The 23,405-nt window shown below is 67.8% G+C and carries 24 protein-coding genes; 16 read left to right on the top strand and 8 right to left on the bottom strand.

The genetic code is table 11. The features are described from left to right. Positions 1 to 7 precede the first annotated feature (7 nt). The 3 genes from AB0M24_RS24205 (at position 8) to AB0M24_RS24195 (ending at position 5,726) form a co-directional block, all read left to right on the top strand. The gene (locus AB0M24_RS24205; RefSeq protein ID WP_363771892.1) at positions 8 to 2,137 is read left to right on the top strand and encodes a diguanylate cyclase; all 2,130 of its coding nucleotides are present in this window, start codon (positions 8 to 10) and stop codon (positions 2,135 to 2,137) included. A gap of 27 nt (positions 2,138 to 2,164) precedes the next feature. Further along, the gene (locus AB0M24_RS24200) at positions 2,165 to 4,138 is read left to right on the top strand and encodes an amino acid transporter (protein ID WP_363771889.1); all 1,974 of its coding nucleotides are present in this window, start codon (positions 2,165 to 2,167) and stop codon (positions 4,136 to 4,138) included. Positions 4,139 to 4,226: 88 nt separating this feature from the next. Further along, positions 4,227 to 5,726 carry a tannase/feruloyl esterase family alpha/beta hydrolase gene (locus AB0M24_RS24195; protein ID WP_363771886.1) on the top strand — a complete coding sequence of 500 codons (1,500 nt, stop codon included), beginning with the start codon at positions 4,227 to 4,229 and terminating at the stop codon, positions 5,724 to 5,726. On the opposite strand, the gene pip is transcribed toward AB0M24_RS24195, so the two are convergent. The 3 genes from pip to AB0M24_RS24180 all read right to left on the bottom strand — a co-directional run bounded on the left by pip (position 5,723) and on the right by AB0M24_RS24180 (position 8,211). Further along, a complete protein-coding gene (gene pip / locus AB0M24_RS24190; RefSeq protein ID WP_363771883.1) occupies positions 5,723 to 6,670 on the bottom strand; it encodes a prolyl aminopeptidase in 948 nt (315 codons plus the stop codon). The genes AB0M24_RS24195 and pip overlap by 4 nt on opposite strands. 459 nt (positions 6,671 to 7,129) lie before the next feature. Next, complete coding sequence (locus AB0M24_RS24185; RefSeq protein WP_363771880.1) at positions 7,130 to 7,672, bottom strand: DUF305 domain-containing protein; 543 nt, start codon at positions 7,670 to 7,672, stop codon at positions 7,130 to 7,132. A gap of 77 nt (positions 7,673 to 7,749) precedes the next feature. Next, positions 7,750 to 8,211: a hypothetical protein gene (locus tag AB0M24_RS24180; RefSeq protein WP_363771877.1), complete on the bottom strand. Its 462-nt coding sequence runs from the start codon at positions 8,209 to 8,211 to the stop codon at positions 7,750 to 7,752. A gap of 269 nt (positions 8,212 to 8,480) precedes the next feature. Here AB0M24_RS24180 and AB0M24_RS24175 point away from each other — a divergent pair, with 269 nt between their 5' ends. The 3 genes from AB0M24_RS24175 to AB0M24_RS24165 are packed head-to-tail and all read left to right on the top strand — an operon-like array spanning position 8,481 to position 10,875. Beyond that, positions 8,481 to 9,209 (top strand): lytic polysaccharide monooxygenase, encoded by a 729-nt coding sequence (locus AB0M24_RS24175; RefSeq protein ID WP_363771874.1) that lies wholly within the window; start codon positions 8,481 to 8,483, stop codon positions 9,207 to 9,209. Positions 9,210 to 9,213: 4 nt separating this feature from the next. Beyond that, on the top strand, positions 9,214 to 9,816 hold the full coding sequence (locus tag AB0M24_RS24170; RefSeq protein WP_363771871.1) for a DUF305 domain-containing protein: 603 nt from the start codon (positions 9,214 to 9,216) through the stop codon (positions 9,814 to 9,816). 36 nt (positions 9,817 to 9,852) lie between these two features. Next, positions 9,853 to 10,875, top strand: coding sequence for an FAD-dependent monooxygenase (locus AB0M24_RS24165; protein ID WP_363771868.1), 1,023 nt, complete (start codon positions 9,853 to 9,855; stop codon positions 10,873 to 10,875). A 148-nt stretch (positions 10,876 to 11,023) separates the two neighbouring features. Here AB0M24_RS24165 and AB0M24_RS24160 read toward each other — a convergent pair whose 3' ends face one another. Together AB0M24_RS24160 and AB0M24_RS24155 are read right to left on the bottom strand one after the other, a co-directional pair. Next, positions 11,024 to 13,621 carry a BTAD domain-containing putative transcriptional regulator gene (locus AB0M24_RS24160; RefSeq protein ID WP_363771865.1) on the bottom strand — a complete coding sequence of 866 codons (2,598 nt, stop codon included), beginning with the start codon at positions 13,619 to 13,621 and terminating at the stop codon, positions 11,024 to 11,026. A 4-nt stretch (positions 13,622 to 13,625) separates the two neighbouring features. Then, positions 13,626 to 14,387, bottom strand: a complete 762-nt coding sequence (locus AB0M24_RS24155) for an AraC family transcriptional regulator (protein WP_363771863.1) — start codon at positions 14,385 to 14,387, stop codon at positions 13,626 to 13,628. 50 nt (positions 14,388 to 14,437) lie between these two features. Between AB0M24_RS24155 and AB0M24_RS24150 the strand changes: the two genes are divergently transcribed. From AB0M24_RS24150 to AB0M24_RS24130, 5 genes are all read left to right on the top strand, one after another. Further along, a complete protein-coding gene (locus AB0M24_RS24150; RefSeq protein WP_363771860.1) occupies positions 14,438 to 14,836 on the top strand; it encodes a DUF2000 domain-containing protein in 399 nt (132 codons plus the stop codon). A 13-nt stretch (positions 14,837 to 14,849) separates the two neighbouring features. Continuing rightward, positions 14,850 to 15,794 (top strand): RNA polymerase sigma-70 factor, encoded by a 945-nt coding sequence (locus AB0M24_RS24145; protein WP_363771857.1) that lies wholly within the window; start codon positions 14,850 to 14,852, stop codon positions 15,792 to 15,794. A 79-nt stretch (positions 15,795 to 15,873) separates the two neighbouring features. Further along, positions 15,874 to 16,983, top strand: a complete 1,110-nt coding sequence (locus AB0M24_RS24140; RefSeq protein ID WP_363771854.1) for an FAD-dependent oxidoreductase — start codon at positions 15,874 to 15,876, stop codon at positions 16,981 to 16,983. An 8-nt stretch (positions 16,984 to 16,991) separates the two neighbouring features. After that, positions 16,992 to 17,570, top strand: a complete 579-nt coding sequence (locus AB0M24_RS24135; RefSeq protein ID WP_363771851.1) for a Pr6Pr family membrane protein — start codon at positions 16,992 to 16,994, stop codon at positions 17,568 to 17,570. Positions 17,571 to 17,598: 28 nt separating this feature from the next. Beyond that, positions 17,599 to 18,804 carry an MFS transporter gene (locus AB0M24_RS24130; RefSeq protein ID WP_363771848.1) on the top strand — a complete coding sequence of 402 codons (1,206 nt, stop codon included), beginning with the start codon at positions 17,599 to 17,601 and terminating at the stop codon, positions 18,802 to 18,804. Here the strand turns inward: AB0M24_RS24130 and AB0M24_RS24125 are convergent. Next, positions 18,714 to 19,538, bottom strand: a complete 825-nt coding sequence (locus tag AB0M24_RS24125; RefSeq protein WP_363771845.1) for an alpha/beta hydrolase — start codon at positions 19,536 to 19,538, stop codon at positions 18,714 to 18,716. The genes AB0M24_RS24130 and AB0M24_RS24125 overlap by 91 nt on opposite strands. Further along, on the bottom strand, positions 19,535 to 20,218 hold the full coding sequence (locus AB0M24_RS24120) for an SRPBCC domain-containing protein (protein ID WP_363771842.1): 684 nt from the start codon (positions 20,216 to 20,218) through the stop codon (positions 19,535 to 19,537). Before AB0M24_RS24120 ends, AB0M24_RS24125 begins: the two co-directional genes overlap by 4 nt. A gap of 136 nt (positions 20,219 to 20,354) precedes the next feature. Between AB0M24_RS24120 and AB0M24_RS24115 the strand changes: the two genes are divergently transcribed. Further along, positions 20,355 to 20,939 (top strand): DUF998 domain-containing protein, encoded by a 585-nt coding sequence (locus AB0M24_RS24115; RefSeq protein WP_363771839.1) that lies wholly within the window; start codon positions 20,355 to 20,357, stop codon positions 20,937 to 20,939. 49 nt (positions 20,940 to 20,988) lie between these two features. Here the strand turns inward: AB0M24_RS24115 and AB0M24_RS24110 are convergent, their stop codons facing one another. Next, positions 20,989 to 21,222 carry a zinc-ribbon domain-containing protein gene (locus AB0M24_RS24110; protein ID WP_363771836.1) on the bottom strand — a complete coding sequence of 78 codons (234 nt, stop codon included), beginning with the start codon at positions 21,220 to 21,222 and terminating at the stop codon, positions 20,989 to 20,991. Between the two features lie 87 nt (positions 21,223 to 21,309). On the opposite strand from AB0M24_RS24110, the gene AB0M24_RS24105 reads away from it, so the two are divergent. The 4 genes from AB0M24_RS24105 to AB0M24_RS24090 are packed head-to-tail and all read left to right on the top strand — an operon-like array spanning position 21,310 to position 23,371. Then, the gene (locus AB0M24_RS24105) at positions 21,310 to 21,813 is read left to right on the top strand and encodes a GNAT family N-acetyltransferase (RefSeq protein WP_363771833.1); all 504 of its coding nucleotides are present in this window, start codon (positions 21,310 to 21,312) and stop codon (positions 21,811 to 21,813) included. A 37-nt stretch (positions 21,814 to 21,850) separates the two neighbouring features. Then, positions 21,851 to 22,441, top strand: a complete 591-nt coding sequence (locus AB0M24_RS24100; protein WP_363771830.1) for a hypothetical protein — start codon at positions 21,851 to 21,853, stop codon at positions 22,439 to 22,441. Continuing rightward, positions 22,404 to 22,652 carry a BON domain-containing protein gene (locus tag AB0M24_RS24095; RefSeq protein ID WP_363771827.1) on the top strand — a complete coding sequence of 83 codons (249 nt, stop codon included), beginning with the start codon at positions 22,404 to 22,406 and terminating at the stop codon, positions 22,650 to 22,652. Before AB0M24_RS24100 ends, AB0M24_RS24095 begins: the two co-directional genes overlap by 38 nt. Beyond that, positions 22,649 to 23,371: a metallophosphoesterase gene (locus AB0M24_RS24090; protein WP_363771824.1), complete on the top strand. Its 723-nt coding sequence runs from the start codon at positions 22,649 to 22,651 to the stop codon at positions 23,369 to 23,371. The genes AB0M24_RS24095 and AB0M24_RS24090 overlap by 4 nt, the downstream gene beginning before the upstream one ends. Positions 23,372 to 23,405: the final 34 nt, after the last annotated feature.

The raw sequence follows: 23,405 nt of genomic DNA, 5'->3' as shown, positions 1-23,405 counted from the left end.
GTCTCGTGTGACCATCTTCCGTGCCGGCCGTACCGGAGCGTGGTGGATGTACCTGGTGGCAGGTCACCTGCTGCTGGGTCTCTACTACCTGATTCCGGTCAGCCCTGCGGGGACAACGGGACAAACGGTGCGGGTGGTGCTCTACTGCACGATCAGCGCCTCGGCGGCCATCGCGACATTCACAGGTGTGCGCCACAACCGTCCCCAATGGAGGCGGCCGTGGGTGTTCCTGGCACTCAGCCAGGTCGTTTACGCGATCGCGGACCTGACGTTCTACACATCGCACTACGTCTTCCAGTACACGGTTTACCCGTCGTTCGCCGACATCTTCTACCTCGGCCACTACCCGTTGATGGTGGCGGGCGTGATCCTGCTGATCCGCCGCCGCACGCCGGGGCTGGACCTGCCGAGCCTGCTCGACGCCGCGGTGCTCGCGGTCGTCGCGGGCATGGCGTCCTGGCTCTACGTGATCGGCCCGCAGGCGCGGCTGACGTCACCGGTCCTGGTGAAGATCGCCTCGCTCGGCTATCCGATGATGGATCTCGCGCTCTTCGTGGTGGCACTGCGTTTAATCTTCGGCGCCGGTCCGCGACCGAAGGCGTTCGTGCTGCTCACGGCGAACCTGCTCGGCATCCTCACCGCGGACACGATCTACGTGCTGCAGCGCCTCGACGGCAGCTACCACGCGGGCAACTTCCTCGACGCGATCTGGTTGTCCGCCAACCTGTGCATGGGCGCGGCGGCACTGCACCCGACGATGGCGCGGCTCGTCGACCGCGCGCACGTCAAGGACGTCGGCCTGTCCCGCGGGCGGATCATCGCGCTGTCGTCGGCCGCTCTGGCCGCGCCGGTGCTGATGCTGATCCACGACGTCGGCCAGTCGTCGCAGGACGTCCTGGTGATCGCGGCGGGCAGCGCGCTGCTGTCGTTGCTGATCATCGCGCGGCTCGCGGGACTCGTGGCGGACCAGCGCAAGCTCGCGATCACGGACAGCCTCACCGGGTTGCACACCCGCAGGTTCTTCGAAGCCCAGCTGCCGTTGGAGATCGCTCGCGCGCGCCGCAACGACGGGTCCGTCGCGGTGTTCATCATCGACGTCGACCGCTTCAAGTCGATCAACGACAACTACGGCCACCCGGCGGGCGACGACGTCCTGATGGAGGTCGCGGGCCGGTTGCGCGCGGCTTCCCGCTCGGGTGAGGTGCTCGCGCGCTACGGCGGCGAGGAGTTCGCGCTGCTGGTGCCGGACGCGGGTCCCGGCCGGTTGTCGGTGATCGCGAACCGGCTGCGCGAACGGGTGGCGGAGAAGCCGATTCCGGTCAACGCGGGCAACGACGACATCCCGTTGTCGGTGACCGTTTCGGTGGGGTCGGCGAGCTTTCCGACGCACGGCGACGGCCCGGACGACATCGTGGTGATCGCGGACCGAGCGCTGTACGCGGCGAAGGCGGCCGGGCGCAACCGGGTCGCCGTCGGGCCGGAGCCGTTGCCCGCGGTCGATCCGGACACCGACGGCGCGATGGCGGAGTTCCTCTGCCAGGTCGCCGACCGGGTGGACGGGTGGCTGCACCGCTACGACCACAGCCGCTCGGTGTCGCGCTGGGCGGGCGTGGCCGCGGGGGAGTTCGGGCTCGACGCGCCGACGATCAGGATCACGCAGCTCGCCGGGCGCCTGCACGACATCGGCAAGGTCATCATCCCCGAGGTCGTGCTGACCAAGCCGGGCGCGCTGTCCGAGGAGGAGTGGCGGTTGCTGCGGCAACATCCCGACTTCGGCTACCGGCTCGCGCGGATGGTGCCGGGGTTCGCGGGTGTGGCGCACGTGATCAAACAGCAGCACGAGCGGTACGACGGCGGCGGCTACCCGGACGGGTTGCGCGGCGCGGACATCCGTGCCGAGGCCCGCATCTTGTCCGTATGCGTGGCTTGGGCCGCGATGCGGTCGAATCGTCCACATCAGACCGCGCTGGACGAGAACCGGGCGCGGCGCGAACTGTGGGCCGGTCGCGGCGAGCAGTTCGACCCGGACGTGGTGGACCTGTTCCTGGATCTCCACACCCAGGGCAGCATCGGGACGCTCCGTCCGTCCGGATTGTCCGTTCAGGAGGCTGGTTTTCCCGCCGACTTCAGGCCTTGATCACCTGGTGGTGGCATGCTCTGCGCCATGAGCACGGAGTACGCCATCCCGGCCGAGGTACCGAGTCCTGAACGACCGGCACCGCCGGGCGGGCCGCTGGGGAGGTGGCTGCTCGCCGACCGCGTGGCGCCGTCCGGCCCGGAGAGCCACGACTCGCACGCCAAGCCGCACGCGTGGTGGAAGGTCATGACGCTGACCGGCGTCGACTACTTCTCCACGCTGTCGTACCTGCCGGGCATCGCGGCGCTGGCGGCGGGCGCGTTGTCGCCTTTGGCCACGTTGCTCATCGTGGCGTTGACGCTGCTGGGCATGCTGCCGATGTACCGGCGGGTGGCGAAGGAGAGCCCGAACGGCCAGGGCTCGGTGGCGATGCTCGAGGACCTGCTGCCGTTCTGGCGGGGCAAGATCTTCGTGCTCGTGCTGCTCGGGTTCGTGGCGACGTCGTGGATCATCACGATCACGCTGTCCGCGGCCGACGCGTCCGTGCACGCGCTGGAGAACCCGTACGTGCCGGAGTCGCTGCACGGCTCCGAGATGATTCTGACGATCGTGCTGCTGCTGATTCTGGGTGGCGTGTTCCTGCTGGGCTTCAGCGAGGCCGTGGGCGTCGCGATCCCGTTGGTGGCGGTGTTCCTCGCCCTGAACGCCGTTGTGGCCGTGGTGGGCCTTGTGGACGTCTTCGCGACGCCGGACGCACTGGATCGCTGGATCTCCGCGCTGGGGTCGCACGGCAACGGTGTCTTCGGCGTGATCGGGCCGGCGATCCTGGCGTTCCCGTTGCTGGTGCTCGGTTTGTCCGGTTTCGAGACCGGTGTGTCGATGATGCCGCTGGTGTCGGCGGACGGGAAGACGCCGGAGGAGCGGATGGAGAGCCGGGTGCGCAACACGCGCAAGCTGCTCACCACCGCCGCGCTGATCATGTCCGTGTACCTGATCGCGACGTCGTTCATCACGACTGTGCTGGTGCCGCAGGACAAGTTCGCTCCCGGCGGCCCGGCGAACGGCCGTGCTCTGGCGTATTTGGCGCACGAGCTGCTCGGTGAGGCGTTCGGCACCGTCTACGACATCTCTTCGATCCTGATCCTGTGGTTCGCCGGTGCGTCCGCGATGGCAGGCCTGATCAACATCGTGCCGCGGTACCTGCCTTCCTACGGCATGGCACCGGAATGGGGCCGCGCGGTCCGTCCCGTCGTGATCGTCTACACGATCATCTGCATCATCATCACGATCATCTTCAAGGCCGACGTGAACGCGCAGGCCGGTGCGTACGCCACCGGAATCCTGGCGATGATGGTGTCGGGTTCGTTCGCCGTGACCGTTTCGGCGTGGCGCAAGAAGCAGCGCGGCGCGACCGCGGGCTTCACGGTGTTGACGCTGATCCTGATCTACGCGTTGGTGGAGAACGTCATCGAGAAGCCGGACGGCATCACGATCTCGTTCGGCTTCATCCTCGGCATCGTCGTGATCTCCTTGGTGTCGCGCATCTCCCGCACGACGGAGCTCCGCGTCGACAAGATCAAGTTCGACTCGGCGGCGCGGCAGTTCATCACCGACACGATCGAGAACGACGGCCGCATCACGTTGATCGCGAACCGTCGTCAGGACGGTGACAAGGCGGAGTACGACGAGAAGGAGTCCGAGCAGCGCGGCATCAACCCGGTGCCCGGCAGCGCGGACGTGATCTTCCTGGAGATCGACATCGTCGACCCGTCGTCGTTCAGCCACGTGCTGTGCGTTCAGGGTGTGGAGGTCGAGGGCCATCGGGTGTTGCGTGCGTCCGCTCCCGCCGCGCCCAACGCGATCGCGGCGATCCTGCTGGCGTTGCGCGACTCGACCGGCGTGACCCCGCACGCTCACTTCGAGTGGTCGGAAGGAAATCCGCTCGGGCACCTGTTCCGCTACCTGATTCTGGGTCGCGGAGATACGCCTCCGGTCGTACGCGAGATCATCCGGTCGGCGGAGGCGGATCCGTCTCGACGGCCACGCGTGCACGTCGGATAGCTGCAAGACTTCCCCGGGTGCGTACGTCTACTGGGGAAGGGACGATATGTATCGCAGGTTGTTGGTACTAGGGGTTTCTCTCGTTCTGGTGGCAGCGGGGATCGTTCCCGCTGCTGCCTCTGCTCATCCGGTTCGTTCGTGTGCGGACCTCGTGCGCACGTTCGACGTGCCGGACGCTCGAACTCAGGTCACGTCGGCGACTGTTGTCGTTGGTACTCCTGAGTTCTGCGATGTGCGTGGGACGATCGAGCCGCACATCGGGTTTCAGCTGAAGCTGCCTTTGCGGGGTTATCAGGGCCGCTATCTGCAGTACGGGTGTGGCGGATTCTGTGGTTTCATCGGCGATCCGGCCTTTCCGCAGGGCTGCGGGCCGGCGTTCGGCGACGCGGCGGTGGCGGCGACGGACGACGGTCACCAGGCCCCTCCGGAGAACCCGTTCGACACGACGTGGGCGGCTCACGACCAGAAGGCTCGGGACGACTACTTCTACCGTGCGCCACACGTGCTGTCGAAGGTGTCGAAGGCCGTGATCAAGGCGTTCTACGGTCGTGCGCCCGCCCGGTCGTACTTCAGCGGCTGCTCGAACGGTGGCCGTGAGGGACTGCTGCTGGCACAGCGTTATCCGCACGACTTCGACGGGATCGTCGCGGCGGCACCGGCTGCCTACTACACCGCGCTGATCGGGTATCAGGCGTGGATCGCGCGCAACTCCATCCCGAACGACAAGCTGTTCGTGTTGCACGGGGCGGTGATGTCCGCGTGCGACGGGCTCGACGGGTTGGTGGACGGGCAGATCGAGGATCCGCGGTTGTGTCACTTCGATCCCGGGACGCTGGCGGGTTCTTTGACCGCTGACGAGATCGCGCGTGTGCGTCGGCTCTACGCAGGGCCTTCCGACGGTGGTGCGCGGCTCTACCCCGGCGGACAGCCCTACGGCTCGGAGATCTCGTGGACGTTCTGGCTCAACCCCTCGCCCGAGTTCGGCAGGGGAATCGCCGGGGAGCTGGCCGACAACGGGTTGAAGAACCTCGTCTACCCGATCGGTCAGCCGGGTTCTTCTTTGGAGTCGTTCCCGTTCACCGTGCGCGAGTTCCGGCGACTGGTGCCGGAAACCGTCAAGGCCAACGCGTTGTCGCTGGACCTGCGGGAGTTCCGGCGTTCGGGCGGCAAGCTGATCCTGTGGCACGGCGCCGGAGATCAGGGGATTCCGTTCGAGGGGACGCTCGACTACTGGCAACGTCTGACCGGCGGTCGTGCGCAGGACTGGGCGCGGCTGTTCGTGGTGCCGTCGATGTGGCACTGCGCCGGTGGTGACACGTTGACCGAGTTCGACCCGTTCTCCGCCTTGGTCTCGTGGGTCGAAGGCGGGAAGTCTCCGGAGAAGGTGATCGCGTCCGGCCGTGACCAGGCGGGCAACATCGTGCGGACGCGCCCGGTGTTCCCGTATCCGTTGCGTGCTCGCTATGTCGGCTCGGGCTCTGTGGACGATGCGGCGAACTTCGTTGCCGCGCCTGGCTTCGGGTTCTCCGACCGGATCCGGTGGGCCGGTGAGGATCTGTATCACCGGCCCGGACCCGTTGCGCCTTAACGGAATTTCTCGACGGCAGCCGTGATGGCCTGGTCCATGCTGTTGCCGTCCTTCGCCTGGTGGCCCGCGTCGTTCAGAATGACCAGCTCGGCGTCGGGCCACCTCTTGGCGATCTCCCACGCGGTGTGCAAGGGTCCGCCGAAGTCGTTGCGGCCGTGGATGAGCACGCCGGGGATGCCCTTGAGCCGGTCGAGGTTGTCGAAGATGTACGTGGGCTCGAGGAAGCAGTCGTGGCCCCAGTAGTGGCTGACGCTCCTGGCCATCTGGTAGCGCATGACCGGGTCTTCGTAGCGCGTGCCCGCGAAGTCGTTGTCACCGCCGGTCATCGTGGACAGGTCCCACTTGTTCCAGTCCCAGGCGGCCTTCTCCCGTGTCTGCGCGTCCGGGGAGTTGAGAAGCTTGTTGTAGGCCAAGGCGAGGTTGCCGTCGCGATCCTCTGCCGGGACACCGTTCACGAAGGCCTCGTGGTAGTCGGGGAAGAACATGCCCAGGCCGCGGGTGATCCACTCGATCTCTTCAGGGCGACCCGCGGTGACGGCCGGGATGACGATCTCGCTTGTGCGGTGCGGGTGCTGGATGGCGTAGGCGAGGATCAGGGTCGAGCCCCAGGACCCGCCCATCAGCATCCACTTGTCGATTTCGAGGTGTTCGCGGAGCTTCTCGGCGTCGTCGATCAGGTGCTGGGTGGTGTTGTGCTCCATGCTGGTCGCCGGGTCGCTGGCCGGCGGAGTGCTCTGACCACAGCCGCGTTGGTCCCACAGAACGAGTTTCCAGTGTTCGGGGTCGAAGTCCTGGCGCCATCGGGGGTTGAAGCCGGTTCCGGGACCGCCGTGGAAGACGACTGCCGGTTTGCCGTCGGGGTTGCCGCTCAGCTCCCAGTGGATCTGCTGGCCGTCGCCTACTTCGAGCATGCCCTGGTCGTAGGGCTCCACCTGTGGGTACATGGTCGCGAGGGTATTGAGGGGGAGGGGACGGGCGCCTCTTGATTTCGGTTGCGGGTCGGCTTGCGTTGGTGCATCGCGTTCCAGCGTGGGCGCGTGGTTCCTGACGAGCTTTGGTTTCGTCATCGCCGCTTCGCCTAGGTGGTTGCGTTTGCGCTGGTAGGCGGCGGTCATTACCGGTTTCCCGCGTTGGCAGTGCTCTCATTCGGCTCGGCTTCGCCATCGCCGCTTGCCTTCGGCTTTGCGGGAAGCCGCGCGGGACGTTGCCCGCTCGTGGCTCGCTCCCGGTCCAGCCGGCACCCGCCACCGCGTTCCCCGCCCGTTGCCCTGGCGGGTGCTCGACCTGATTCGGCAGGCTCCTGATGGCTCGGCTCCCGGCGCAGGCAGTCCCCGGTACGCCGACACGCCCACCGCTGCGGCGCGGAGGGCGTGCACTTCGAGCGGCGGAAAGCTGTTGGGGTGTCAGGCCTTCTTCTTGGCCGCGATCTGGTCGATCACTTCGGACTGCGAGACGATGATCTTGCCGGCCAGCGCCTTGGAGCCCACGTGCTCGCCCTTGGCCTGGGCGTCCTTGGCCATGTCCACGCCGCTGCGGAGGTGGCGGGAGAGGGCGGCGAGGAAGAGGTCGTCGAACTGCTTGCCCTGGGCGGACTTGAGGCCTTCGACGTCCTTGACGGTCATCATGCCGGCCATCTTGTGGGTGGCGGCGGCGTCGTCGCCGGGGACCTGGATGTTCCAGGAGCGCAGGTAGGTGGCCATTTGCTCGATCTCGCCGGCTTCGGCCTTGGAGATCTTGTCGGCCACGTCGATGACGAACTCGTCCTTCGACTTCTCCAGGGCGATCTTGGAGATCTCGATGGTCTGCCGGTGGTGCGGGATCATCCTCAGCGAGAATGTCGCATCGTCCTCGTTGGCCGCCGGTCCCTCTGAGCTGGCGCCGCTGAAGGTCGAACAGCCCGTCAGCGCCAGCAGTGCCAGCACCATGATGAGCAGACGCGCACGCATGAAGCCTCCCGTCTCGGTGTTCCCCTGACGAGGCATACGGGTGGCCGATGTGTCCGGTTCAGTGAAACTTCCGGAACCTAAGTGGTTGGGTCCGAAAGGGCTTTGACCACGCCGGACACCACGTCCGGGTGGCCCAGCGGGAGCGGGGGCGACGCAACGCTCCGAACGATCACGCGGGCCGACGGGAAGTCGGCTTCCGGGTCGACCAGGAGGACGGAGCGCACCTGGTCGGAGTGTCCGCGCACCAGGTCGAGCACGTCTGCCGCGAGAGGGCCGCTCGTCACCACGTCGAACAACGTCGAGGTGTCGTCGCTGTGCAGGCTCAGGACTTTGTCCACTGTGGACTTCCACGAAGGTGCAGCCGGGACGCGCAGCCACACGACGCGCACGGTGTCGGCCAGCGGGCGCCAGGTCGCCGGGATTCCGTCGTGCGGGGCCTCGCCGGCTGGATCGATCACGAGGATCGTCGCCGCGCCGGCCGGGCCGTGGGTCACGACGCCGGGGCCGGTCGTCCTGGCGGGCTGGGTGAAGTCGCGCATGAAGAGGGACTACCCGCGCGGCGGACGTTTTGCACACGGTATCGCTGACCCGAATGGCGGAGCGTAAGACCAGTCGCGCGAGTGGACTTGTTGACAGCAACCAGTTTCAGGTCCACAGCTCGTGATGTCTTGACCACTTTCTGAACCCAGGTTTATGGTCTAGACCACACCGAAACTGGATCGGTGAGCGATCTAGAGCGCTCCCCGTTTCCCGCCCCCTGCAACCGGGGCCCACCCCGCCTGGGAACGATCCAAGGAGTTCGGAACGAATGAAACTCACCCGAAAAGCGGCGCTGGTCATGGCCGCTGTCCCTGCAATCGTGCTCATCACGCCGGTCGGTTCGGCGAGTGCGCACGGGTACGTGTCGTCACCGCCCAGCCGGCAGGCGCAGTGTGCGTCTGGAGCGGTGCCGAACTGCGGAGGCCCCGAGTGGGAGCCGCAGAGCGCGGAAGGACTGAAAGGCCGGACGGACTGCAGTGGCGCCGCCAACAACTTCCAGGTGCTGAACGACGACAGCCGCCCCTGGAAGGCGACGGACACGGGCACCAGCCTGACGATGACCTGGACGTTCACCGCCCGGCACCGCACGCGTGACTACGAGTACTACATCGGTGGCACGCGCGTGGGCTTCGTCGACGGCGGCAACGCGGCGCCGGTCGACCCGGTGCGGCACACCATCAACCTGAGCGGCTTCTCCGGCCGTCAGAAGCTCCGGGCGATCTGGAACATCGGTGACACGCCGATGGCGTTCTACTCGTGCATCGACCTCAACATCAGCGGTGGCGGCACCCCTCCGCCGACCACCACCAACCCGACCCCGCCGACCACCACGACCACGACGCCTCCGCCTGCCGGTGGCACGTGGGCGCCGAACACGTACTACGCGACCGGCGCGACGGTGACCTACGGCGGGTCCAGCTACAAGTGCATCCAGGCCCACACCTCGCTGACAGGCTGGGAACCGCCCAACGTGGCGTCGCTGTGGCAGAAGATCTGATCCGATGAAGCGCCTGGTGATCGCGATTGCGGCCGCGGTCCTGGCGCTGGCGGGGTGCGGCGGAGAGGCGATCGTGCCGGAGGGCCAAGGAGCCCACGGACACGGTGCGAACTCCGCCGCACCACCCCCGCCGGCCGCCAGTGCGCGGTTCAACGACGCGGACGTGGTGTTCGTGCAGATGATGGTCGACCACCTGCAGCTCGGCATCAGCCTGTCCCAGCTGGGACTCGCGAAGGCCTCGAAGCAGGAGGCCAAGGACCTCGCCGGCGCGATCAACACGACTCAGCGCGAAGAGCTCTCGATGCTCAAGTCCTGGTTGAAGCTCTGGGGCAAACCGGAGGGCGGCGGCGCGGACCTGCACGCGAAGCACGGTGGCCAGCCTCTGCTCGACGACAAGGTCATCGACGCCACCTTGGAGAAGAGCGGAGCCGAGTTCGACCTGACGTTCCTCAACCTGATGACCGGGCACCAGGGAGCTGCCGTCGAGATGGCGCTCACCGAGAAGAAGGACGGTCAGAACCCGGAGGCCACGGCCTACGCCGAGCGTGTCATGAACACGAGGCAGGGCCAGGTCCAGCAGATGTTGAAGATCATCAGCGAACCGTAGGCGTTCGGTCAGCGGTCCGGCGTTCCCTTCCCGGTCATGGACGTTTTGATCTCGGGAGCGGGTATCGCCGGGCCCGCCCTCGCCCATTGGCTGGCACGCTTCGGCTTCTCGCCCACGGTGGTGGAGCGGGCGCCGTCGCTACGCCCTGGCGGTCAGGCCGTGGACTTCCGCGGCGAGGCACACCTGTCCGTTCTCCGGAGGATGGGTGTGCTCGACGCGGTGTTCGCCGCGCGTGTTTCGTTGCCGGACATGGTGTTCCGCGACCCCTCAGGACGTGAGCGGTGCCGGTTGCCCACGTCCTACCTCGGCGGTGACGTGGAAATCCTCCGCGGCGACCTGTCGAAGATCCTCTACGACGCGAGCGCCGACGACACCGAGTACGTGTTCGGCGACTGGATCACCGCGCTGCACGACGACGGCGCGGGCGTGGACGTGACGTTCGAGCACGGGCCGGACCGCAGGTTCGACTTCGTCATCGGCGCGGACGGGATGCGGTCCGGGGTACGGCGGCTGGTCTTCCCCGAGTACCGGCCGAAGTTCCAGGGGTACTACTTCGCGATCTGGGACGACGAGGGCGACGACCGCGACCTGACGTGCGCACCGGGCGTGCTCACCGCGCCGGGCTGGCTGATGTTCAAGTCCTCGGTGCCGCCGGAGCTCATGCCGTACGAGGTGATCGCGCCGGACGTCTACTTCGACTCGATCAGCCAGGTGCGGATGCCGACGGTCAGCTCGGGACGGGTCACGTTGATCGGCGACGCCGGGTACGGCTCCACGCTGGGAGGTATGGGAACCGGTATCTCGGTCGTCTCCTCCTACGTGCTGGCCGGGGAGATGGCAGCGGGCGGGGACGCATTCGCGCGGTACGAGGCGTTGATCGGGCCCTACGCGCGCGGATGCCAGGGGAGTCCTGGGCGAATGCTCGCGCCGGCGACCCGGTTGGGCATGTGGGCTCGGGACAGGCTGTTCGGGATGCTGCCCAAGGCGCCGATGTTCGCCAGGATCGACATGCTGCGGGCCTCCGCGATCAAGCTCCCGGAGTACGTGCTGGTGGCGTGACCCAGAACGTTGCCAGGCGAATTCGCGGTCAGACGGGTGCATCGTGGTGCCGCCCCCGCGTCCTCATACTGGACGTATGGGGGCGCGGGGGCGGTGCCGCGAGGTGCCCTGCTGAGCGTGAATTACCCGGCCGACGTTCTGGGGCGCGTCACTGGCTCGGTGACGAACGCAGCTCCTCCAGCGCGGCTTCGACGTGGCGCTTGGCGGCGTGGTGCATCCACCCGAAACCCAGTTCTCGTTGCGCCTCCAGCAACAGCTGTTCGGCCTTGGCCAGGTCTCCCGCGCGCTGGGCGATCCTGGCCAGGCCCGCGTTCGCCAGAGCGCGGGTCGCGGCCAGACCCGCGTGCGTCGCCATCTCCAACGCCAGCAGGTACTCGCGCTCGGCCTCGGCGGCGTCGATGTCGAGCAACCGGTCCGCGCGGCGCCCGTGCAGCTCGGCGAGCTCTTCCTTGGCGCCCAGCTCACCGACGGCCCGCAGTGCCTCGTCGGTCAGGTCGAGCGCCTCCCGCGGGTCCTCGGTCAGGGTGGCCAGCACGTCCAGGACCTGTGCTGCACCCCAGCGTTCGCCGAGGTCGTGGAACTGCCTCAGCGCATCGCGGGCGCTGGAGATCGCCCCCTCCCGGTCGCCGTTCACCACCCAGCCGAGGTGGGCGTTGCTGAAAGCCATCAGGCCCTGGATCCACGGGTCGTCGCTGCGTTCGACCTCGTCCTGCAGTTCGGTGCGCGGCGCGCCGGGGTCGGGCGGGCCGTTGAGCATGGCCCACGCGATCAGCACGAACGGCTGCTTGATCGGGCCGTTCAACCCCTCCAGCACGTTCCCGACGCGTTCCGGCGCGGCCAGGGCGAGGAGGATCGCGTACTCCTCGGTGACCTGCTCGGAAACCGCGGTGAGGAGTTTCTGTGCCAGTCCTTCGACTTCCGTGCGGCTGCCCTTCACGTACCAGTACCAGGACAGCGCGGAAACGAGGTGCAGCGCCAGCTCCGGGTCGTGCTCGGTGGCCCACTCCACCGCCTGCAGGAAGTTCGCGTGCTCCGCGGTCAGCCGCGCGAACCACCGCACCTGGTTCTGCTTGCGCAGCTCGGGATCCGCGCGCCGGGCCAGGTCGAGGAAGTACCGGGCGTGCTCGGCGTCGACGCGCTTGTGCTGCGAGCAGAACTCCCGGATGGTCACCAGCATGCGGTAGCGACCGTCGGTGGCTTCCACCAAAGACTTGTCCACCAACGCTTCCAGCACTTCGAGATCGTGCCCGCAGACCTGTTCGACGGCCTCCAGCGAGGCACCGCCGCCGAACGTCGCCAGACACGCGGCCAGGTCGCGTTCGTCGTCGTCGAGCAGGTCCCAGCTCCACTCCACGACCGCGCGCAGGGTCTGGTGGCGCGGCGCTGCGGCGCGGTTTCCCTTGGTGAGCAAGCGGAAGCGGTCGCCGAGCCGGGCGGAGATCTCCTCGGTCGTCAACGTCCGGGTGCGCGCGGCCGCGAGCTCGATCGCCAACGGCAGGCCGTCGAGCTCGCGGCAGATCTCGACGGTGTCCTGGTCCTGCACGAAAGCCGGGTTCACCAGCCGGGCGCGGTCGACGAAGAGCGTCACGCTCTGCTCGGGCTTCAGCGGCGGCACCGGGCACAGCATCTCGCCGGTGATGCCCAGCGCTTCCCTGCTCGTGGCCAGGATCCGGAGTTTCGGGCACGTGCTGAGCAGGTGCTGCGCCAGCTGTGCCGCCTGGACGATCACGTGCTCGCAGTTGTCGAGGATCAGCAACGTGTTCCGCTCGCGCAGCGCCAGCGTTAGCCGATCTTCGGGCGCGAGCACGGTTTCCTTGAGTCCCAACGCCTGCAGCGTCGCCGCCGAGACGTCCTTCACCGGCGCCAGGTCGACGAAGATCGCGTTCTCTCCCGCACTCTGCAACGCGAGCCTCGTCTTGCCCGCGCCACCCGGCCCGGTCAACGTGACCAACCGGGACGTCATCGACGCGAGCCGCTGCAGTTCTTCCTGCCTGCCAACGAAACTGGTCAGCTGCGCGGGCAGCTCGCGGTGGGTCTGTCCACGCAGGATCTGCAGATGGATCGCGCGCAGCTCCGGTGACGGATCGGTGCCCAGCTCGTCGGCCAGCAGCTCGCGCGCGTCCTCGAACGCCTGCAACGCCTCGGCTTGCCGGCCCTGCTGGTTCAGCGCCTGCATGAGGTAGCCGCGCAGGCGTTCGTCCAACGGGTTCTGCTGGACGAGGTTCGAGATCTCCTGCACGTCCGCTTTGCCGAGCCGGATCCGCGCGGCGATCAACGCACTCGTGGCGGCCGACCGTTGCTGCTCGAGCCGCGTCGCGTGGTCCTGAGCGTCGATGTCCGCGAGCGCCGGTCCGCGCCACAGCTGAAGTGCTTCGGACAAAAGGGATTCCGCACCCTGCGAATCACCGTGCTCCAACGCCTGCTGGCCTTCCGCTGCCAGTGATGCGAATCGGTGCGCGTCGACCTGGTCCGGCGCCAGCGCCAACCGGTAACCAGCGGGGTGGAACTCGATCAGCGACGCGTCCCCGAGCGCCCGGCGCAGCCGAGACACCTGCCCCTGCAACGCATTCGCGGCGTCCGAAGGCGGTTCGTCGCCGTAGAGCTCGTCGATCAACCGGTCGAGCTGGACGATCTCACCCACCCGCAACGCCAGCATCGCGAGCAGGGTGCGCGGCCGCGGCCCACCCACCGAGACCTTGCCGTCCGGGGAATGCGCCTCAACGGGCCCGAGAATGCCAACCTGCACGACGTCAGCGTACGAAGCGTCCGGGACTCGTACCCAGGACACGGCGAAAATGGCGCGTGAGATGCGACTGGTCGTGGAACCCGGCCAGCACCGCCGCCTCGGCCGCCGGCAGCCCGTCGACCAGATGCCGGCGCGCGAGATCGACCCGGCGCCCGGTGAGGTACTGGTGCGGAGGCAGCCCGAACCGCTTGCCGAACGCCCGGACCAGGTGCGTGGGACTGGCCTGCAACTCCGCGGCGGCCTGGGAGAGCGTGATCCCGTCGGGCAGCGAGGCGTCGAGCAGGTGCCGCAACCGGTCGGCGAGCGTCGGATCCGAGTGCACGACAGGGGACGTGCCCGCGAAGTCGTGCCGGATCCGTTCGGTGATCAGCGCCAACCGGCTCGACGCCTCGAACGGGTCCTCCAGCGACAGGTGCAGCTGGTGCAGCCGCTGCCGGAGCAACGGATCCGTGAGCATCGGGGTGTCGACGGACTTGCCGATGAGCTCCTGCGGCAGCACCGGCCCGTCGAGGTACAGCACGCGCTTGCGGAACCCGCTCGGGTACGCGGAACGGCCGTCGTGCGGCACGTGCGGCGGCAACAGCGTCACGCCGGAGACGAGAGCGCCGTGCTCGTGACGGTCCAGTTCGTACCGAATCGCACCCGTGTCGACGAGCATCAACGTCCACGCGTCGTGCGTGTGCGTGGGGTACGCGTGCGTGGTGAAGTGGGCGTGGAAGACCTCCCGAATGCCTTCCACGTCCGGCTTCCAAGCCACGACGTCCATGTCAAAAACGTACAAGACCGCTGGCCAGGACGCCCGCGATCCTCAGTGCCATGTTCGACACCAAGATCGCTGTGCTCCTGCGGGACGACCTGGCCGGCTGGCAGGCCCTGAACGTCACCGCCTTCCTCGTCAGCGGGTTGCCGAAGGAGCTCCTCGGCGAGCCCTACGTGGACGCCGACGACGTCCACTACCTGCCGATGTTCGGCCAGCCCGTCGTGGTCCTGCAGGGCGACCAGGAGATGCTCACCAAGGCCCACGCGCGTGCCCTCAGCCGCAACCAGCCCATGTCGATCTTCACCGCCGACCTGTTCGCGACGGGCAACGACGAGGACAACCGCGCGGCGGTCCGGAAGGTCCACACGCAGGACCTCGACCTGGTCGGAATCGCGATCCACGGCCAGAAGAACGCCGTCGACAAAATCTTCAAGGGCGCTCGCATGCATCCGTGATTGACTGCGACGCATGCTGGTGGGGACGCGTGAGCTTGCGGTGTTCGAAGAGTCCAGGCCACGGCTGGAGGCGATCGCGTACCGCCTGCTCGGTTCGGCGAGCGACGCCGAGGACGCGGTGCAGGACACCTATCTGCGCTGGCAGGCCGCCGACCACGCGCTCGTCGAGACGCCGGAGGCGTGGCTGACGAAGGTGCTCACCAACCTCTGCCTCAACCGGCTCACCTCGGCACGGGCGCGGCGCGAGACCTACGTGGGTCAGTGGCTGCCGGAGCCGGTCTTCGCGGGCGACAGGATGCTCGGCCCGTCTGAGACGGTCGAACAGCGCGAGTCGGTCTCGATCGCGATGCTCACGTTGATGGAGAGGCTTTCGGCCAACGAACGCGTCGTCTACGTGCTGCGTGAGGCGTTCGGCTACGGGCACGGTGAGATCGCCGAGATCCTCGACCTCACCGAGGCCAACTGCCAGCAGATCTACCGGCGCGCCAAGCAACACCTCGCGACCGGTAAGACCCGCGTGGAGGTCGACGCGGCCGGGGCGCGCAAGATCGTCGAGGAGTTCCTCGCCGCGGCGCTCAGCGGCAACACGGACGAGCTCGTGAAGCTGCTCGCCGACGACGCGATCCACGCCGGCGACGGGGGTGGCGTGTTCGTCAGCCTGCCGAAGCCGATCATCGGTGCGCTCAGGGTCGCGAGGTTCCTGCGCACCCTGTTCACCATCGACGAGGACAAGCGCGAGCTGGTCGGCGGCAGCCCCTCGCTGTTCGCCGAGGTCGTCAACGGCGTGCCCGCGCTGGTGCTGGTGGTCGGTGACCGGGTCGTCGTCGTGGTCACCCTGGAGGTCACGACCGAGGGCGTCACGGCCGTCCACACCCTGGCCAACCCCGCCAAGCTCGACCGCCTCGCACGTGACTGGGCCGCCTCCGACCACGGGAAACCGCTCGTCGACAGCTGGTGACCCAGCTCACAGTCCGCTCCTGTCAGGTTTCGCGTCGCTGTCCGGTTCAGGAAGCGACCAACCAGACAGGAGCGAAACCATGACGCACCGCATCGTCGTCCTCGGAGCCGGATACGCCGGAGCCAACGCCGCTGGACGCCTCGCCAGGAAGCTCGACGCCGAGGTCACCCTCGTCAACGCCGACCCGGAGTTCGTCGAGCGCGTGCGCATGCACCAGCTCGCGACCGGCCAGGACCTGAAGCCGCGCAAGCTGACCGACGTCTTCGCGGGCACCGGCGTGCAGGTTCGAATCGCGAGGGTCACCGCGGTCGACGCCGAGCGCAAGATCGTGGACACCGACACCGGCGAGATCGCGTACGACACCCTTGTCTACGCCCTCGGCAGCACTGCCGCGGACACTCCCGAGCACGCGTACAACATCGCCGGAAAGCAAGCCGCGCAACGACTTCACGCGCGACTCGAAGACCTCGGTGCGGGCGCGACCGTGCTCGTCGTCGGCGGTGGCCTGACGGGCATCGAAGCGGTCACCGAGATCGCCGAGGCCAGGCCTGACCTCGACGTGTCGTTCGCCGTGCGCGGTGGGCTCGGCGACTGGCTGAGCGACAAGGCTCAGCAGCACCTGCGCAAGGCGGTCGACCGGCTCGGCATCACCGTGCACGAGGGTGTCGACGGCCGCACGATCGACGCCGACGTGACCGTGTGGACGACCGGGTTCGCCGTCCACCCCATCGCCGCGGCCACGACCCTGGAGGTCACCGCGGCGGGCCAGATCGTCGTCGACGACACCATGCGTTCGGTCTCGCACCCGGACGTCTACGCCGTCGGTGACGCGGCGTTCGCGCATGGCGGGAGCGGCAAGGCGTTGCGGATGTCGTGCGCGTCGGGCGTTCCGACTGCTCACCTCGCGGCCGACGCCATCGCCGCGCGCCTGACCGGCCGTGCGGTTCCGAAGAACAAGATCGGCTACAACGGCCAGTGCATCAGCCTCGGTCGCAACGACGCCGTCATGCAGTGGGTGACTCCCGACGACGAGCCCAAGCCGTCAGCTGTCACCGGCAAGGCCGCGGTCCGCATCAAGGAGTTCATCTGCAAGAGCGCGGCCTGGAGCGTCTCGCACCCGACGTTCGGGCTCCCGGCGCGTCGCCGGCGGATCAGCACGGCCAGCGAGGTGCTCGAAACCGCGCTCTAATGCTGACCGTGATCAGACTGCTCCGGATGGCCGTGTTCCTGCTGGTTCTTTCGGCGGAGGTGTACCTGGTGGTCGTGCTGGGGGAGAAGTTCCGCCTGGTCAACCACTTCAGCTACTTCACGGTGCTGTCCAACGTGTTCGCGGCGGTCGTGGCGTTGCTGGGCGTGTTCCAGCCGGTGTCCGCGCAGATCCGTGGCGCGGCCGTGCTCTACATGACCACGACCGGCCTGGTCTACGCGATCTTGCTGAGGGGCGTGGACGTGCAGACACCCGCTTATGCGAACTGGGTGCTGCACGTCGTCGTCCCGATCCTGGTCGTCGCGGAGTGGCTGCTCGCACCGGAACGAACGCGTCGGGCGTGGACCTGGCTGGCCTTCCCGCTCGCCTACCTGATCTACACGCTGGTGCGCGGGCCGATCGTGGACTGGTACCCGTACCCGTTCCTCGACCCGCGCTCGCACGGTTACGGCGATGTGGCTCTGAGCTGCGTGTCCGTCGCGGTGATCATCGGCGCGCTGGCGTTCTTCGTGTCGTGGGTCGGTACGAAATTGGCCCAAAGAAGCAGCATTCAGATGTCCCACGACTAGGGCCAATCGTCGCCATACGGTCTAGGACATGACCAGGCGACTCGCGTACGCACAGCTGACGAACTCGATCGGTGACGGCGGCTTTCTCGTCGTCTCCGCCCTGTACTTCACCCAGGTCGTCGGCCTGAGCGCGGCGCGGGTCGGCCTCGCGTTGACCCTCGCGTGGGGCGTCGGAGCCGTCGCGGGTGTCGCGTTGGGACACGTTGCTGATCGGTTGGGTCCGCGCACCACTGCCGTTGTGCTCGCCGCGCTGACGGCCACGAGCATCGGGATCCTGCTCTTCACCCGGGACTTCGCCGCGTTCGTGCTGGTCATGTGCCTGTACGCGAGCTTCCAGAGCGGTCTGCAGGCGTCCAGGCAGGCCCTCCTCGCCGGCCTCACTACTCCCGCCGAACGCACACGGGCCCGTGCGCGGATTCAGTCGACGGCGAACGCGGGCATCGCGATCGGCGCGGCGATGGGCGGGTTCGCGCTGCACCTCGGCACCGAGATCGCCTACACCGCCGTGTTCGTGCTCGACGTGCTCGCGTTCCTCGTCGCGGCACTGATCCTGAGCACGTTGCCCGAGACCGTGATGACCCGCGCCAAGGGCAAGTTCGACGTGCTGAAGGACCGCCCGTACGCACTGATCACGGTGATCAACGCGGTGATGCTGCTCTACATGCCGTTGCTGAGCCTGATCATCCCGCTGTGGATCGTGCAGCGGACCGAGGCGCCGACGTGGCTCGCCGCCGCGCTGCTCGTGCTCAACACCGGTGCCGTCGTGCTCTTCCAGGTGCGGATCGCTAAGCGTGCCAACGGTTTGAGCCAGGCTTCAACGCTCGTCAAGCACGCCGGACTGGTCATGCTCGCGTCGTGCGCGGTGTTCGCGGTGACGGCGTTCAGCATGGGCGCCTGGCAGGCGGCCGCGATGCTGGTCGCGGCCGCCGCACTGCAGGTGCTCGGCGAGATGATGCTCGCCTCCGGTGCGTGGGAGATCAGCTTCTCCCTCGCCCCCTCCGACCGGCAGGGCCAGTACCAGGGCTTCTTCGCGACCGGAACCGCGGTCGCGCGCATGGTCGGCCCCGCGTTGCTCACCACCGTCGTGCTCGGCTGGGGCGCGATCGGGTGGCTGCTGGTCGGCGGGTTGTTCGTCGTGGCCGGTTACGCGATGGGACCCGCGGTGCGCTGGGCCCGCGAGAAGAACTCCACCAGCACCGGTGCCGCGGCCGAGGACTTGAGCATGTGCGTCTGACCCGCGAGCTCCTGGTACTCCACGTCTCCGAGAACCTCCGCGGTGTTCTTCATCGTGTTGCGGAGGTACTCGGGGCTCTTGCCGCCGTTCATGACGAGCGTCGGCACCTTGATCTTCCAGCGGTCGACCGGGAGCTTCGAGCCGCGGCCGTCGTCACCGAGGATGCGCAGGTCCCACGGCAGCGTGTGGGCGACCAGCTTGAGCTTCTTCCACACCGGGGTCAGCTTCATGATCGCGAGGCCGAAGCCGGGCACGCCGACCATCTTCATGAACTTCGCGAGCATGCCGGACCGGTCGTCGCGAGCGAGCATGCCGTTCATCTGCTCGACGATGTCGGCGGGGCGTGGCGTGTACGTGTTGTCCACGACCATCGGGAGCTCGTAGACCGCGAGCCGGGTGATCGACGGCAGCCTCGTCGCCGCGTCGAGTGCCAGCACCGCGCCCGACGACACGGCGAACACCGACGCGGTCCCGCCGGCCTCCTTGATCACCGCCTCGAGGTCCTCGATCTCGCGGTCGACCTCCCACGGCGTCGCGCCGTCGCCGGTCGCGCCGCGGCCGCGGCGGTCGTAGGTGTAGACCGTGAAGTTCTTGTCCAGCACCGAGGCCAGCTCGGTGGACGGGCCGAACATGCGGTGACACAGCGCGCCGTCCACGAGGACCAGCGCGGGTCCGGAGCCGGTGACCGAGTACGCGATCTGGGTGCCGTCGGCGGAGGTCGTGAAGCGCGTCATTTCTGCTCTCCCAGAGTCGTGTCGAGGAAGCTCTGCCAGTCCTGCTCGGACTCGTCGCCCTCGAAGATGTTGTGTGCGGCGATGAACGGGCCGAAGAACCCGCGCATGAAGCGGTACATGCCCTTGTCGGTGCGCAGCGCGAGCGTGTGGGCGTTGCGGTGGAACTCGACGGCGTTCGGGAGCTTCTCGCTCAGCGCCGCGTCGAGCTTCTTCCAGGCCTCGTCCCAGTCGCTGATCATCGGCCCGAACACCGTGATCGGACGGGCCGTGCGGCCGGCGAAGTGGCTCAGGTACTCGCGCAACGTGCGGACGAACAGCGCGCCGCCGAGCTGCATCGCCTCGAACTCGTCCGCCCAGTCGTCGCCGGGCAGGAAGCCGCTCGTCACCATCCGCAGCACCGTGCTGCTGTGCTCGCGGCCCTCGATGAGGAACTCGTAGGCGATGAACCGGCCGTCGGGCGCCTCGCCGCTGTTGTAGGCGAAGTGGCTGCCCGGTTCCGACGCCGTGATCGCACTGGTCGGCTGGTACCCGCCGAAGGCCATCTTGACCTGGCCGTTCGCGACCTCGTTGCGGCCCATGAACCACGAGTCGATGCCCGGCCCTGTGGCGATGGCCGTCCAGACGTCCTCGACGGACGCGGGCACCTCGATGTCGTCGATGCCTTCGAACGCGTGGCCCATCGGTTCTCCCTCGTCGCTTCGGTGGATGGTCCCATCCTGGCGCCGACAACTCCATTCGTCAAGACAGTCCTTCTAGTCTTGACAAAAAAACTTGTCGGTGGTTCCGTTCTCGCCATCACAACCACTGGAGGAAGTCATGTCCCGCATCGCGTGTGGCGTCGTCGCCGGTCCGCTCTACCTGGTCGTCGGGTACGCCCAGGCCCTCACCCGCGAGGGTTTCGACCTGTCGCGGCACCCGTTCAGCATGCTCAGCCTGGGCTCGCTGGGCTGGATCCAGATCGCGAACTTCATCGTGAGCGGCGCGCTGTTCGTCATCGCGGCGACGGGGATGGCGAAGTTCAGCCGGTGGGGTGCGCGGCTGATCGGCCTGATGGGCGTCGGGATGATCTTGGGCGGGATCTTCACGGCTGATCCGGGGCTGGGCTTTCCTTTGGGCACACCGGACACCGTGCCCGACTCGATGTCGTGGCACGGCATGCTGCACGCGGTCGCGTTCGGCCTCGCGATGATCGGCTGGATCGGCGCGTGCTTCGTGTTCGCGCGTAGGCTCGGGGGATGGCTGGCAGTGGTGAGCGGCCTGACGGGCGTGCTCCTGATGGTCCCGATGGCTTTCCTGGGCAACCCCGGCGGCACAGTTCTGTTGTACGTGGTCGCCACGATCGGATGGCTGTGGACCTCGGCCGTGTCCCTGAAGCTGAGCCGGCCTGTCTACTCGAGCTGATCTGCCCCGAGTGCGGGCGCGTCACCACCGACGAGGACGCGTCCGGTTGTCAGGCGTGCGCGCCGAGCTGACGGGCGTGGATCTTGCTGATGTCGTAGGAGACACCGCAGAAGGTGCACTGCAGGCCGTAGTGGCTGCTGATCGTGAACAGCGGGATGAAGAAAAACGTGGGCTTGGTGTAGCGGCGGAACATGTTGTGCGCGGCCTGGTGCCCGCAGTGTCCGCACACCAGCGTCAGCATGCGCAGCTGCTCGATCGTGGTTCGCCAGCCGAAAATGAACATCCGCGCCTCCTGGGGTTGGCTTGTCCTTTTGACGTCTGACGTCCTATTTGAGTTGCAGTGAGCCGCACAACTTCAGATGCTGCACAGGTGGATCTGCTGCGGCCCTGGCTGCCCTCCGACGCTCCGATCGTGCTGGCCGCGGCCGCCGAACCCGAGATGGACCGCCAGTTCACGACACCGATCGACTCGCTCGCCGCCGCTCAGGAGTGGATCGCGATGCTCGAGGAGCGGCGCGACGAGGGCACGGCGTACGCCTTCGCCGTGCTGGACCGCGGTGTGCCGGTGGGCAACGTCGCCGTGTCGCAGGTGGAACACCGTCACCTCACCGGCTGGGTGTCGTACTGGATGCGCGAAGAGGCTCGCGGCAAGGGACTCGCGACCCAGGCCTGCCGGGCTCTCAGCAAGTTCGCGTTCGACGAGCTCGGTCTGTTCAGGCTGGAGCTGGCGCACCGGCTGGACAACCCGGCGTCCTGCCGCGTGGCGGTCGGCGCGGGGTTCCGGCGCGAGGGCGTCGAACGGGCCCGGCTGCTCTACGACGGCGTGCGCTACGACACCGAGACCCACGCGCGGCTCGCCACCGATCAGGTCTGAGGTTCGCTTTCGAGCCTGCCGGGGTAACCGGTGGTGCATGAGCGACGTGCAGGACGAGCTGCTGCGGACGCTGACCAAAGTCGCGAACGCCTTGCGCAGCGCGGAGATCCCGTTCGCCCTGACAGGCGGATGCGCGGGCTACGCGCGTGGCGGGCCTGCGAGTGAGCACGACGTGGATCTGCTGGTGCGCCGTGAGGACGCTGCAGCAGCGGTTCGCGTTCTGGTGCAGCGCGGGCTGCGGGCCGCGGAGCCGCCGGAGGACTGGCTGCTCAAGGTCTACGACGGCGACTCGTTGGTGGACCTGCTGTTCCGGCCCAACGAACGCCCCGTCACCGACGAGATCCTCGCGATGGCCGAGGAGATGCCGGTCGGTTCGGTGATGCTGCCGGTGATGCCCGCGACGTTCGTGCTGACCAGCAAGCTGCTCGTGCTGGACGGGCACCGCTGCGACTTCAGCGAGCTGCTGCCGTTCGCGCGGGCCCTCAGAGAGCAGATCGACTGGGACCAGGTGCGCTCGGAAACCGAGCACTCCCCGTACGCCGAAGCGTTCCTGGTGCTCATCGAACGCCTGGAGATCATCGGGAGAGGCAATGGAATCCGAGCAGTACCTCGCGGCAAACCTGCGTAGGACGGTCGCGGAGGACCCCAGAACAGCCGAGCTCGGCGTGCGCATCGTCGTGCGCGGCGACCACGCGATGGTCTCCGGCGACGTGGCGTGCGAGGACCGCCGGCGCGCGCTGGAAGAGGTCCTGCACGAGGTCGCGCCCGAGCTGACGATCCTCAACGACGTGCGCGTGACCCCCGCTGGTGAACCGGACGGTGAGGAGGACCTGCGATGATCCGGATCGCGGCGGTGGGGGACGTGCACCTCGGCGAGGACATGCGCGGCGGGCTCCGGCCCGCGCTCGACAAGGTCGGCGAGCACGCTGACGTGTTGCTGCTGGCCGGCGATCTGACCCGGCACGGCACCGTGGCCGAGGCCGCGGTGGTGGCCGACGAGTTCGCGGATCTGGCGGTGCCCGTTGTCGCCGTGCTGGGCAACCACGACCATCAGGACGACAAGCCTCTTCAGGTCACCAAGACGTTGCAGGACAAGGGCATTCATGTCCTGGAGGGGTCGACTTTCGTGGCCGAGATCAACGGCTGCACGCTCGGTGTCGCGGGCGTGAAGGGGTTCGGCGGCGGGTTCGCGGGCAAGTGCGGGAGTGCGTTCGGCGAGCGCGAGATGAAGGCGTTCATCCAGCACACCTGTGACATCGCTGCCTGCCTGGAGCAGGCACTGTCCGAACTGGACACCGACATCAAGGTCGCGCTGACGCACTACGCGCCGGTGCCGGACACGTTGCGCGGCGAGCCACCGGAGATCTACCCGTTCCTCGGCTCGTACCTGCTGGGAGAGGCCATCGACGCGACCGGCACACATCTCGCGGTGCACGGGCACGCGCACTTCGGTACCGAGCAGGGCATGACGCCGGGCGGGGTACGGGTGCGCAACGTCGCCCAGCCGATCATCCGGTCCGCGTACGCGGTCTACGTGATGGAGGCCGCAGCAGCGTGAGAAAGCGCGGCGGAACCGAAGTCCCGCCGCGCTT

This window comes from Lentzea sp. NPDC051838 (genome assembly GCF_040681245.1).
Classification (GTDB): domain Bacteria; phylum Actinomycetota; class Actinomycetes; order Mycobacteriales; family Pseudonocardiaceae; genus Lentzea.
The sequence above is the reverse complement of the archived record's forward strand: the minus strand, read 5'-3'. Positions and strand labels throughout refer to the sequence as shown.